This window comes from Buttiauxella noackiae ATCC 51607, from assembly GCF_001654865.1.
Classification (GTDB): Bacteria; Pseudomonadota; Gammaproteobacteria; order Enterobacterales; family Enterobacteriaceae; genus Buttiauxella; species Buttiauxella noackiae.
The window spans coordinates 53,903-67,256 of sequence record NZ_LXEO01000055.1 but is presented as its reverse complement, the minus strand read 5'-3'; the positions used below and the strand labels follow the sequence as shown (position 1 = coordinate 67,256).

General features: G+C 50.1%; 10 protein-coding genes. 3 read left to right on the top strand and 7 right to left on the bottom strand.

The annotated features are described in order from the left end of the window. Nucleotides 1-55 precede the first annotated feature (55 nt). The 4 genes from argH to argC form a co-directional block, all read right to left on the bottom strand. Entirely contained in the window at nt 56-1,429 is a 1,374-nt protein-coding gene (argH, locus tag M979_RS18220) for an argininosuccinate lyase (RefSeq protein WP_064555956.1), read from the bottom strand. A 156-nt stretch (nt 1,430-1,585) separates the two neighbouring features. After that, nucleotides 1,586-2,803 carry an argininosuccinate synthase gene (locus M979_RS18215; RefSeq protein WP_034461389.1) on the bottom strand — a complete coding sequence of 406 codons (1,218 nt, stop codon included), beginning with the start codon at nt 2,801-2,803 and terminating at the stop codon, nt 1,586-1,588. Nucleotides 2,804-2,833: 30 nt separating this feature from the next. Next, nucleotides 2,834-3,610 carry an acetylglutamate kinase gene (gene argB / locus M979_RS18210; RefSeq protein WP_157093270.1) on the bottom strand — a complete coding sequence of 259 codons (777 nt, stop codon included), beginning with the start codon at nt 3,608-3,610 and terminating at the stop codon, nt 2,834-2,836. Nucleotides 3,611-3,629: 19 nt separating this feature from the next. After that, nucleotides 3,630-4,634, bottom strand: a complete 1,005-nt coding sequence (gene argC / locus M979_RS18205) for an N-acetyl-gamma-glutamyl-phosphate reductase (protein ID WP_064555954.1) — start codon at nt 4,632-4,634, stop codon at nt 3,630-3,632. A gap of 184 nt (nt 4,635-4,818) precedes the next feature. On the opposite strand from argC, the gene argE reads away from it, so the two are divergent. The 3 genes from argE (at nt 4,819) to M979_RS18190 (ending at nt 9,841) form a co-directional block, all read left to right on the top strand. Further along, nucleotides 4,819-5,970: an acetylornithine deacetylase gene (argE, locus tag M979_RS18200; protein ID WP_034461392.1), complete on the top strand. Its 1,152-nt coding sequence runs from the start codon at nt 4,819-4,821 to the stop codon at nt 5,968-5,970. A 238-nt stretch (nt 5,971-6,208) separates the two neighbouring features. Further along, on the top strand, nt 6,209-8,860 hold the full coding sequence (gene ppc, locus M979_RS18195) for a phosphoenolpyruvate carboxylase (RefSeq protein ID WP_064555953.1): 2,652 nt from the start codon (nt 6,209-6,211) through the stop codon (nt 8,858-8,860). A 120-nt stretch (nt 8,861-8,980) separates the two neighbouring features. Beyond that, on the top strand, nt 8,981-9,841 hold the full coding sequence (locus tag M979_RS18190; RefSeq protein WP_064555952.1) for an AraC family transcriptional regulator: 861 nt from the start codon (nt 8,981-8,983) through the stop codon (nt 9,839-9,841). On the opposite strand, the gene M979_RS18185 is transcribed toward M979_RS18190, so the two are convergent. The 3 genes from M979_RS18185 to M979_RS18175 are packed head-to-tail and all read right to left on the bottom strand — an operon-like array spanning nt 9,828 to nt 13,332. Beyond that, entirely contained in the window at nt 9,828-10,172 is a 345-nt protein-coding gene (locus M979_RS18185) for a PTS fructose-like transporter subunit IIB (protein ID WP_034461396.1), read from the bottom strand. The genes M979_RS18190 and M979_RS18185 overlap by 14 nt on opposite strands. A gap of 21 nt (nt 10,173-10,193) precedes the next feature. Next, a complete protein-coding gene (locus M979_RS18180; RefSeq protein WP_064555951.1) occupies nt 10,194-11,069 on the bottom strand; it encodes a [formate-C-acetyltransferase]-activating enzyme in 876 nt (291 codons plus the stop codon). After that, nucleotides 11,035-13,332 (bottom strand): formate C-acetyltransferase, encoded by a 2,298-nt coding sequence (locus tag M979_RS18175; protein WP_064555950.1) that lies wholly within the window; start codon nt 13,330-13,332, stop codon nt 11,035-11,037. The genes M979_RS18180 and M979_RS18175 overlap by 35 nt, the downstream gene beginning before the upstream one ends. Nucleotides 13,333-13,354: the final 22 nt, after the last annotated feature.

Below are 13,354 nucleotides of genomic sequence, written 5' to 3'. Positions count from 1 at the left end.
ATTAGATACAAAAAAGCCCGGCAGAAGGCCAGGCTCATTTTATCCTGCAAATCATTTACACCAGGCGCTGCTTCGCATCGGCAATCGCCAAAGCCACCTGTTTAGGAGAGACGCCGCCCTTAGCTGCACGTTTATCCAGGCACGATTGCAGAGACAAAATCGGATAAACATCATCACCGATTGTGCCACTAAATTTCTGTAAATCAGCAAGCGACAATGCCTCCAGTGCTTTGCCCTGGCGAATTGCTTCTACCACCGCTTCACCCACGATATGGTGCGCTTCACGGAACGGAACGCCTTTCGCTACCAGATAATCAGCCAGCTCGGTTGCGTTAGCATAACCCTGCTCAGCAGCTTCTTTACAACGCGGACGTTTCACCTGAATGCCATCGAGCACCAGCACGGACATATGCAAGCAATCAAGCCAGGTGTCGAGCGCGTCGAACAGGCCTTCTTTGTCTTCCTGCATATCCTTGTTATACGCCAGCGGCAGCCCTTTCAGGGTCATCATCATGCCAGTCAAAGCTCCCTGCACACGGCCACATTTGCCACGAATCAGCTCCAGCGCATCCGGGTTTTTCTTTTGAGGCATCAATGAAGAGCCAGAGGTCACGCGATCAGATAACTCAACAAACCCTGCTTCGCCGGTGTTGAAGAAAATCAGGTCTTCAGCAAAGCGAGACAAGTGAACCATGCCGATAGATGCGTCAGAAAGCAGTTCAAGCACGTGATCACGGTCAGACACACTGTCCAGGCTGTTGCGCGTCGCAGATGCAAAACCTAACCAGCCCGCAAGTTGATCACGGTCGATTTCATAGGCTGTACCAGCCAATGCGCCGCTGCCCAACGGGCTAACGTCGAGACGCTCAAGCGTGCTTTGCAAACGGCTTTCATCGCGCGCCAGCATTTCAACATAGGCCAGGCACCAGTGTGCAAAAGTCACCGGCTGCGCGCGTTGCAAGTGCGTATAACCCGGCATTACCGCATCCTGGTTATTTTCGGCGGTTTCAACCAGCGCATGTTGCAGTTGGCGAGTGGCCCCCAGCAGCTCACTGATTTGCATTTTGCACCACAATTTAAGGTCAGTGGCGACCTGGTCATTACGGCTACGACCAGTGTGGAGTTTCTTACCCAACGCACCGACTTTATCGATGAGTTTGCCTTCCACCCAGCTGTGAATATCTTCCGCATCGCTCTCAAGAATTGCCTGCGGATTTGCCAGCACTTCTTCCAACAGGAAGTTCAATGCCTGCTCAAGCTCCTGCTGCTCAGCAACAGTCAGAACACCAACAGTAACCAGCGCTTTGGACCAGGCGACAGAACCCACAATATCTTGCTCAGCCAGTCGGTAGTCAAAGCGCAATGAATCATTGAACGATTTGAACCGCTGATCTGCTGCCTGAGTAAAACGTCCACCCCAAAGTGCCATATTGATGCTCCATTAAATTAAGTTACTTAAATACCCTCAGGCGTTATCGTCGAAGACAGTTTGGACACGGCCAGCACGCAGGAACCGGAGCGTACATGTAGTACGCGAGGATTCTGAGCACTGCCCGGGTTCAAAATGGCAAGTAAGATAGCCTGATTACTTCTTCAATTCGTTCAAAGCACGAATCCGTGACGACAACGAGAACAGACGGATAAAACCGCCAGCGTGGCTGTGGTCATAAACTTCATCTTCGCCGAATGTTGCGAACTCTTCGCTATACAGGCTGTTTGGAGACTTTTTCTGCTTCGCAGTGACATGGCCTTTATACAGCTCAAGAATCACTTCACCGTTCACTTCTTCTGCCAGAGATTCAGCAGATGCCTGCAGAGATTTACGCAGCGGTGCGAACCAACGGCCATCGTAAACCACGTAGGACATTTCCAGCCCCAGTTGCTCACGCCATTTGAAGCTATCGCGATCCAGAACCAGCTGCTCAACGCCACGCAGTGCAGCCATCATAATGGTGCCTCCTGGGGTTTCGTAGCAGCCACGGGATTTAATCCCCACCAGACGGTTCTCTACGATATCAATACGACCGATGCCGTGCTTAGAACCAATCTTGTTCAGTGTTTCCAGGCACTGGAATGGCGTCATCGCTTCACCGTTAACGGCAACGACTTTGCCTTTCTTAACGGTAACGGTAACGTCTTCAGCCTGATCTGGTGCTTCTTTAGGATCAACAGTCCAGACCCAGCAATCTTTGTTCGGTGCATTCCAAGGACTTTCGAGCACGCCGCCTTCGGTGGAGATGTGCCAGGCGTTTTCGTCACGGCTGTAGATTTTTTCAAGAGAAGCGGTAGTTGGGATATCACGCTCTTTCAGGTAATCAAGCAGCGCTTCACGGGAACGCAGGTTCCATTCACGCCATGGCGCAACCACTTTCAGATGTGGTGCCAGTGCCGCCCATGCAGACTCGAAACGCACCTGGTCGTTACCTTTGCCGGTCGCACCGTGGCACAGCGCATCTGCGCCAACTTTATTTGCTACATCCACCAGCGCTTTAGCGATAAGCGGACGTGCCATAGAAGTCCCCAGCAGATAGGTGCCTTCGTACAGCGCGCCGGTCTGCAATACTGGGTAAACATAGTCACTGATGAACTCTTCACGTGCATCTACGACGTAGCACTCAGTTGCGCCAGAGCGCAGTGCTTTTTGTTCTACGCCTTTCAGGTCTTCACGATCCTGGCCAATATCTACAACACATGCGACCACTTCACAGCCGCCGTAGTTTTCTTTCAGCCATGGAATGATGGCAGAAGTATCCAGGCCGCCAGAGTATGCGAGAACGATTTTTTTGATGCCGTGATTTTGCATTGTCTTATCCTTCAAAAACTTATTTTTAAACTAGGCCAGAATCCGGGTGCCAATGGCTACACCGTTGAACAAAGAAGGTAACTGCTCCGCGTGACGCCAGGATGCGATATCCACCGGGCGACCCAGCGTGCGTGCTGCATCCAGCGCCGCGTTAACTTTAACTATCATGCCGTCGGTAATGATGCCCTGAGCAATTAACTGCTCAGCTTTCGCCGCCGTCATTTCTGCAATACGTTGCCCTTTACCATCCAGAATACCGCTGACGTCTGACAGCAGAATTAAATCCGCGCCGAGGGTTGCTGCCAGCGCCGTAGCCGCCTGGTCAGCATTCACATTCATCAACTCGCCTTCGACGGTCACGCCAATAGAGCTGACAATCGGCAGGAAACCAGAATCTAAAAGCGTGGTAATCAGTCTGGCTGAACCCGGTTTTGCCAGGCCCACATGGCCCAACTCTTCATCCAGTTTAGTGACGGTGACGCTGTCGCCATCGCCGAGGCAAAGACCGACACCATTGATGTCATGTTTTTTTGCCCACGCCAACAAGGTTTTGTTCGCCGTACCCGCCAGCGCACCGGTAATGATGTCAATCTGATCGGCAGGCGTTACGCGCAGACCATTTTTTTTGGTCACTGGCAAAGAAAGCTTTTTCATCAACTCATCGACCAGGCAACCGCCACCGTGAACTATCACCAGCGGGCGTTGATGAGACTGACGATAGTTCACCAACGCGGTAAACAAACGTTCCAGCGCTTCTTCGCTATCCAGCAGTACGCCGCCTAATTTGATAATTAATGGATTCATGATGATTTCACTCGACCGCTGGTTAAATAAGAGACTGCGTTTCGGCAAAGCCAAAACGGATATTCAGGCACTGCACGGCCTGTGCCGATGCGCCTTTCAGTAAATTGTCTTCGGTGGCGACGACAATCAGATGCTCGCCCTGCACGGCAAAACCGATATCGCAGAACGGCAGGCCAACCACATTTTTCAGTGCTGGCACGCCTTTGTCGTACAAGCGCACCAACGGTTTATCCTGATAAGCCTGATTAAACGCATCGGCTATTTGCTGATGCGTAACACCTTTGTTCAGACGACAGGTAATGGTCGCCAGAATCCCACGCGGGAAGTTGCCCAGGTGAGGTGTGAAAATAACTGGGGTGCCGAGATGCGTTGCAATTTCTGGATGATGGCGATGATTAAAAATGCCATACGGTTGCAGGCTCACTTCGCAAAAGCTGTTGGAAATCGCCGCTTTACGCCCTGCACCACTCACACCGCTGGTCGCGTTGATCACAGGCCATTGGTTCAAATCCAGCAATCCGGCTTCAATCAGCGGTTTTAGCGCCAGCTGTGAAGCAGTTGGGTAGCAGCCAGGAACTGAAATCAAACTGGTTTCTTTTAGCTTGTCGCTCTGCCATTCAGCAAGGCCATAAACCGCCTGTTCCAGCAATTCGGGATGTTGATGGGTAAAGCCGTAATAACGCTGATAAAACTCGGCATCGTTAACGCGAAATGCACCGGAAAGGTCGATAACAACGCAGCCTTTTGCCAGAAATTGTGGCGCCAGATCGTGACTCACTTCATGGGCTGTTGCGAGGAACACCACATCTACGCCGTCAGTAAATTCGCTGATATCCGACATCGCCTGTAACGGCATGTCGACGATACCTTTTAATTGCGGATGCAAGTCAGATATCAATTTTCCTGCGTCATTACTTTGCGCTGAAACCGTCAATGCGGTTATGTTCATATGAGGATGGCGATTCAAATAGTTCACAAGCTCTGCGCCTGCATAACCGCTGGCACCAACAATCAGCGTATTCAACATCTCGGCTGTACACCTTCTTAGGTTGTGTCTGCTAAAGGTGCCAGCTGGTAAGCCATCACCCAACGTATAATTACGTGGTTAAATCCACCGGAACCAGGGGTTCCCTTACGGCAGTGAATATTGTATTTTTATTCAATATAACTGCATGATTATGTATACCAACCCTAGCTAAGGCCTGTCAACAGTGAAGATGAAATTACCTCCTTTTATCGAGATTTACCGCGCGTTGATCGCGACTCCTTCCATCAGTGCCACCGACAGTGCGTTGGATCAGAGCAATGAGTCTTTAATCAATTTACTGGCGGGATGGTTCCGCGACCTGGGCTTCAATGTAGAAGTACAATCGGTTCCCGGCACGCGAAATAAATTCAATATGTTGGCGAGCACCGGAAATGGTGCTGGCGGCTTACTGCTGGCGGGGCATACCGATACGGTGCCGTTTGATGATGGTCGCTGGACACGTGACCCGTTTACGCTGACAGAGCATGAAAATAAACTTTACGGCCTCGGCACTGCCGATATGAAAGGCTTCTTTGCTTTTATTCTAGATTCGCTGCGCGATGTTGATGTGACGACGCTTAAAAAGCCTCTCTATATTCTGGCGACAGCGGACGAAGAAACGACGATGGCGGGCGCGCGCTATTTCTCTGAAACTACGCATATTCGCCCGGATTGCGCGATCATTGGTGAACCAACCTCTTTACAGCCTGTACGCGCCCACAAAGGGCATCTTTCAAATGCAATTCGTATTCTTGGGCAATCTGGCCACTCAAGCGATCCGGCTCGCGGCGTAAATGCTATCGAACTGATGCACGATGCTATCGGCCATATCATGTCGCTGAAAAACACCTTGAAAGAGCGTTATCACCACGATGCTTTCACTGTGCCATACCCAACGCTAAACCTCGGACATATTAGTGGTGGCGATGCCGCCAACCGTATTTGTGCCTGCTGTGAACTGCATATGGATATTCGCCCGCTGCCAGGCCTGACATTAAATGATCTGAATGGTTTACTTAATGAAGCATTAGAACCCGTTAGCCAGAAATGGCCTGGCCGCCTGACGGTATCTGAACTTCATCCACCAATTCCGGGCTATGAATGCGCTAAAGACCATCAATTGGTGCAAGTCGTTGAGAAATTACTGGGTGCGCAGACCGAAGTAGTGAACTACTGCACCGAGGCGCCATTTATTCAGACCATTTGCCCTACGCTTGTTCTGGGGCCCGGCTCCATAAACCAGGCTCATCAGCCAGACGAATACATCGAAACACGCTTTATAGAGCCGACTCGCAAACTCATTACACAGGTAATTCATCATTTTTGTTGGCATTAAAAAATAGCGATTCAGGGGGTTTTGCCCCCTTTTTACGCTGCTTTTTAGCGGATCCTCATAAGAAACGCTTATCTACGAAGTTAGTAATTAAATTTCATGAATTAGCGTCATTTATTCGTTTGCTGAAACGATTTCGTAGCAATTGACGAATGATGACTTACGTGGCTTTATAAAGACGGTGTTGAACCTTCACGGGTGAAATTAAGTTACATAAAAAGATGGGGTGTGTGGGACTACAATGAACGAACAATATTCCGCTTTGCGAAGTAATGTCAGTATGCTCGGCAAGTTGCTCGGGGATACCATCAAAGATGCATTAGGTGAAAACATTCTTGACCGCGTAGAAACAATCCGCAAATTGTCTAAGTCCTCACGGGCGGGCAATGAGGCGAACCGTCAGGAGTTGTTAACCACGCTACAAAACCTATCTAACGACGAACTACTCCCAGTAGCCCGCGCATTCAGCCAATTCCTGAATCTGGCCAACACCGCCGAGCAATATCACAGCATTTCAGCCAATGGCGAAGCTGCCAGTAATCCCGAAGTTATCGCTAAGACTCTCCAAAAATTAAAAAATCAGCCTGACCTTAGTGAAGCCGCCATTCGTGATGCTGTTGAGTCTCTTTCATTGGAATTAGTGCTGACCGCACACCCAACAGAAATTACCCGTCGCACCCTGATTCACAAGCTGGTTGAAGTAAACAGCTGTCTGAAACAACTCGACCACAGTGATATCGCCGACTACGAGCGTAACCAGATTATGCGCCGTCTGCGCCAACTGGTAGCTCAAGCCTGGCACACCGATGAAATTCGTAAGCACCGCCCTTCTCCAGTAGATGAAGCAAAATGGGGCTTTGCGGTAGTAGAAAACAGCCTGTGGGAAGGTGTTCCAAACTACCTGCGTGAGCTGAATGAGCAACTCGAAGACAATCTGAATTACAAACTGCCAGTCGATTTTGTTCCGGTACGTTTCACTTCCTGGATGGGGGGCGACCGCGACGGCAACCCGAACGTGACCGCTGATATTACCCGTCACGTCCTGCTGTTAAGCCGCTGGAAAGCAACCGACTTATTCCTGCGTGATATTCAGGTGCTGATTTCCGAACTCTCGATGGTGGAATGTACACCTGAGCTGAGCGAACTGGCTGGCCCTGACGCGTCACAAGAACCGTATCGCTGCATTATGAAAGGCGTTCGCCAGCAATTACTGGCTACTCAAGCCTGGCTCGAAGCGCGCCTGAAAGGCCAGCGCCTGCCGAAACCAGAAGGTTTGTTAACGCAAAACGAACAGCTCTGGGACCCACTTTATGCGTGTTACCAGTCGCTGCAAGCTTGTGGAATGGGCATTATTGCCAACGGCCAGTTGCTCGACACCCTACGCCGCGTGAAAAGCTTCGGCGTACCGCTAGTGCGCATCGACGTTCGCCAGGAAAGCACCCGTCATACCGAAGCTCTGGGTGAAATGACGCGCTACCTGGGTATTGGCGATTACGAAAGCTGGTCTGAAGCAGACAAACAAGCTTTCCTGATCCGTGAACTGAACTCTAAGCGCCCACTTTTGCCACGCCAGTGGGAACCAAGCGACGATACTCGTGAAGTACTGGAAACCTGTAAAGTGGTTGCCGAAGCGCCACGTGGTTCTATTGCCGCTTACGTTATTTCCATGGCAAAAACACCATCTGACGTGCTGGCCGTTCACTTATTGCTGAAGGAAGCGGGTTGCACTTTCGCTCTGCCTGTCGCACCACTGTTTGAAACACTCGACGACTTGAACAACGCCGACGACGTGATGACTCAGTTGCTGAACATCGAGTGGTATCGCGGATTTATCCAGGGCAAACAGATGGTCATGATTGGCTATTCTGACTCTGCAAAAGATGCAGGCGTAATGGCAGCATCCTGGGCACAGTACCAGGCTCAGGACGCGCTGATCAAAACCTGCGAGAAAGCCGGAATTACTCTGACGCTGTTCCACGGACGCGGTGGTTCTATCGGCCGTGGTGGTGCACCAGCGCACGCCGCACTGCTTTCTCAACCGCCGGGTAGTCTGAAAGGTGGCCTGCGTGTGACGGAGCAAGGCGAGATGATTCGCTTTAAATACGGTCTGCCAGAAATCACCATCAGCAGCCTGTCGCTCTATACCAGCGCGATTCTCGAAGCCAACCTTCTGCCGCCGCCAGAGCCTAAGAAAGAGTGGAAACATATCATGGAGGATCTGTCTGTAACCTCCTGCGATATGTATCGTGGATATATTCGCGAAAACGAAGACTTCGTGCCGTACTTCCGTTCGGCAACACCCGAGCTGGAACTGGGTAAACTGCCGCTGGGCTCGCGTCCTGCCAAACGAAAACCTAACGGTGGCGTTGAATCTTTGCGTGCGATTCCATGGATCTTCGCCTGGACGCAGAACCGCCTGATGCTGCCGGCCTGGTTGGGTGCCGGTGCCGCGCTGCAAAAAGTGGTGGAAGATGGCAAACAAGACGTACTGGAAACTATGTGCCGCGACTGGCCGTTCTTCTCCACACGCCTCGGTATGCTGGAAATGGTATTTGCCAAAGCAGACTTGTGGCTTGCGGAATACTACGATCAGCGCCTGGTGAAGCCAGAGTTGTGGGCCCTTGGCGCACAATTACGTGACCAACTGGAAGCCGATATCAAAGTCGTTCTGGATATCGCCAACGATTCGCACCTCATGGCTGACCTGCCATGGATTGCCGAATCCATCCAACTGCGTAACATCTACACCGACCCTTTGAACGTGTTGCAGGCCGAATTGCTACACCGTTCACGCCAGTCTGAAGAGAAAGGTGATGAGCCGGATGCTCGTGTTGAACAGGCACTGATGGTCACCATCGCAGGTGTCGCAGCTGGTATGCGTAACACGGGTTAAGTCTGAGAATGGGCTTAACTAAAACCCCGCGCGCATGCGGGGTTTTTTATTTTTACTGATGCGCAAAACAGTACCAATGTGGCACCATAACTTATCCCTGTTAACCCGCTGCGGGCCACCATGAATTACGACGTAAGCCAAATTATTTCACGCCTGCTGAACAGCCCATCGGGCATTCAACACGTCTGGTTTGCTAATAACCAGATTGCCCCATCGGAGCTTGCATATCAGGTTGATTTCCCAAGAATTGAAGTGGTGTTGGATGGTGTTTTGATGGATGCCTGTGACGCAGGTATGCCCGCCAGACTAGAACAACATGATGTGCTTTACGTTCCGGCAAAATGCTGGAACAGCCCACAATGGAATACGCCAGTTACAACGTTAAGTATTTTGTTTGGTAAACAGCAGCTTGGGTTCAGCATTCTGGAATGGGATGGCGTGACTTTTAAAATACTGGGTAAACAGAACGTCGCCCGCCGCGGGCCAAGAATCGGCTCGTTTTTGTTACAGGCGCTTAATGAGCTAGTGATGCAACCTCACGAACAGCAAACGGCGCGGTTTATCGTCAGCAGTATTCTCAGCCATTGCACTGACCTGCTTGGCAGCCAGATCCAGACAGCATCACGCGGCCAGGCATTATTCGAAGCCGTGCGTGAATATATTGATGAAAAATATGCCGAGCCGTTGACCCGAGAATCCGTCGCTCAAGCGTTTTACATCTCACCCAACTATCTTTCACACTTGTTCCAAAAAACGGGCGCGGTGGGCTTTAATGAATACCTTAACTACACCCGCCTGGAACATGCCAAAACGTTGCTTAAACGCTACGATCTGAAAGTTAAGGAAGTGGCTCACGCCTGCGGATTTATCGACAGTAACTATTTTTGCCGCCTGTTTAGAAAAAATACGGACAGGTCACCATCTGAATATCGACGCCAGTATCACAGCCAGTTCACTGAAAAATCCATCAACTCAGAATGATATGCGTATGTTGCGGAGTACCAAAAATTCGTCGCACTGCTGACATCGTTTTTTGCGGCTCCCGAAGGAACGCATTAATACCGGTTTGTACGCAACGGCAATGAGTGAAGCGTGTCGCGCCCGCCAGTTCAATATCAGTAATTAGCAATACAACGTCTGCTTGCTCAATATCCATTTGAGTCAGTTCGTTTTCAATTCCCAGCGCTCCCTGAGTCTCTATTTTTACCGACCACTTTTCTTGCTGGCAGAGTTTTTCGAGCCGCTCGGCAGCCATATAGGTGTGAGCGACACCACTGACACATGCCGTTACTGCAACCAGATGTCGAGTCATCCTCACGATCCTCCATTAAGGCTAGCCACCCATTGTCACACGGAATCCTGCATTTTCTGCCATCTGTTGCAACGGGGCGATAACTGATACATCAGGTGGTGCAATACCCTTCATATTCCACGGCCGACCCAGTAACTGATATTTCGGCTCACCGTACTGATGGAATGGAAGTAAATGAAGTTCAGTAAGTTTTAATGGAGCCAGAAACTTCAGGATTTCCGCCATATTACTTCTTTCAAGAGTGTAGCCGGGTATCAGCGGAACCCTTGGAATCACATGAACTCCAGACTCCACCAGCATCTTTAGATTTTGCAGAACTCTGGGCTGGTTGATGTTCAGCACTGATTTTGCCTTTTCACTGTCCATAATCTTCACATCGAACAACACTTCGTCACACTGCTTTGCCAGTGCAAGGACTTTCTCAGGAGCAGCATCACCGGCCGTCTCAATAGCGGTATGAATACCTAACAATTTTAGACGTTTTAAAAATCGCGTGGCAAAAGCCGCCTGCATCAAAACTTCCCCGCCAGAAAGCGTTACACCACCACCTGAAGAACGGAAGAAAACGTCGTCTTTAAGCACCTCTTTTTCCAGTTGCGCCAGAGAGTAATCGCGACCGATTCTTTCCATAGCACCAGAAGGGCATTCATCTGCATCATTCAGACAGGCTGAGCAATGCAGACACTTCGACAGTCGTCTTACGGTTTCAATTTTCCCGGAGATAGACTCCGGGTTAGCGCACCATGGACAGTAATGTGGGCAACCTTTAAAGAAAACGACTGTGCGGATTCCATGACCATCATTTAGAGAGTAGCGCTGAATATTGAAGATCCGTGCTTTTATTGCATCGCCTTCAATAACCTCACAGTTGATGCGCTGTACGGCGGATAATGTCATCCTGAATCTCCTTCGACAGCTCAACAAAGAAGGCGCTGTATCCAGCCACACGGACCACCAGTCCAGCGAAATCTTGCGGACGTAATTGTGCCTCACGTAGGGTTTCAGCATTCACAACGTTGAATTGAATATGCTGCAATTTAAGCTTCGTGAATGCGCCAATGAAATCTGCCAGCTTATGAAGCCCGGCATCGCCTTCCAGCGTGCTGGGAGTGAATTTGACGTTCAACAACGTGCCGTTGGAAAGTAAGTAATTATCCAATTTACTGACCGATTTCAGTACCGCCGTTGGCCCCTGACAGTCCTGACCCAGCATTGGAGATAAACCACCATCAGCCAATTGCTCACCCGCATAACGCCCGTCCGGAGTAGCGCCGACGACTGCCCCCAATGGCACATGTGCTGAAACGGTGTAAGAGCCTGGAGTAAAATATCCGCCGCGTGGATTACGATACTTCTCTACCTCTTTACAGTAGAAACGCAGCAGATCAGCACTAATGTTATCTACTTCATCAATATCGTTGCCGTACTTATCGAAGCGGTTCATCAGCCGCGCGCGTATTTTTTCCCCTTCTGGGGTAGCAAAGTTCGCTTTCAATACCGCCAGAAGTTCATCAAAACTTAAGCGTTGCTGTTCAAAAACCATGCCATTCAGCGCATATAGCGAATCACTAAGGTTAGCGATACCTATCCCTTGAACACCAGAGAAGTTATAACGAGCTCCACCCTCAGTAATATCTTTGCCATGTGAAAGACAATCATCGATAAATGATGAAAGCAGCGGAACAGGAGCCCAATCACGGTGGCCGATATCACAAATGTTACTTCCCTCAACCATCAGCTTGATGTAGTGGCGGATTTTGTCACGGATCTGCTGCAACAAATTCTGATAATCCAGTTCGCTGTTCCCTTCGTTTTCCAGCAGCACAATTTCCATGACCTTCAAAAGATTGAACATGGCAATATCATGCAAACCGTAGGTTCTCCCAGGAATAGATAGTTCCACGCAACCAACAACGGCGTAATCACGAGCATCCTCAAGCGACACTCCACGATTAAGGAAAGCAGGCACCACAACTTCGTCATTAAAAATTTGTGGAATCCCGGTTCCCAGCCGCACAGTTTCAGCTGTTTTTAGCAGGAAAGGACGATCAATCAGTTCATTCACGCGCACCCCAAGATTCGGCTGCGGCAACTGAATGCTCTGGTAGGCATCCAGACACAAGAAGGAGAGTACATTCACCGCGCTGCGCCCATTTTCTGTCAGGCCACCAAGCAAAATGGTGTATCCCGTTGGGAAGCCAGCGAAATAACGGGCGCTACTGGTGGAGCGTAGCAGGACGATGTCATTGCATTTCACCCACAGCGATTCCAGCAGCTCGCGCAGGAATGCAGGGCTTTCACCACGATTAAGCGACACTTGATAAAATGGCAGCATGTACTGATCAAATCGGCCAAGCGATAGCGAACTGGCGTTGGATTCGTACTGCAATATGATATTCATGTACCAAAACAGCTGACATGCCTGCCAGAAATCTTCTGGTCTGGAAGTTGCGTTATGGCGCGAAATCTCGGCAATTTTCTGTAACTCAGCGCGACGACAGGTGTCTGTGCATTCTGCCGCCAACGTCTCGGCTAACTCGGCATAGCGCAAGATATGTCGCTGTGAAGCTTCCAGTAAAATCAATGCCGCTTGATAGAAGTGATTTCCTGGTGCCTGCTGGCAATGCTCACGCAGTTCCGCCACCAACCTACCCAACCCATTTTGCAGCAGACGCGGGTAATCAATAATGATATGCCCCTGCCCTTTATCGGTCTGGTTGACGCTAAAAATTTGCGTTTTTACTGCCGCTTTGACTTCATCTGTCATCTGGCTATTGATGAAGTCTTTCATTGAGCGTTTTTCCCAGTAAGGATAAAGCTGCTCGCGGTACAGCTCTTTATCCTGTTCGCTGATCTCAAAACGGTCTTGCGGGCGAGTCGAAAACTGTTCCAACTCTTTTAGCAGCCAGTAAGGGTCCATCTCCGGTGACATAATCCCGGCACGCGGTTTCACGGTACGATTACCCGCGATCAACTCATCGTCACGAATCACTATCTGCACATTATCCAGGATGTACGCCGTTGCCTTAGCGCGACGTAACAACACATGTTCACCTTCTGTTGTACGGTGGCTAGCGGTATACAACATGGCGCGTTCCAGCGAAATTTCTCGCGGCTGGGCAAACAGTGCTAATTTCAGGCGTTCGATACGATGAGTCATGATGTGTTCCTTACTGGTCATT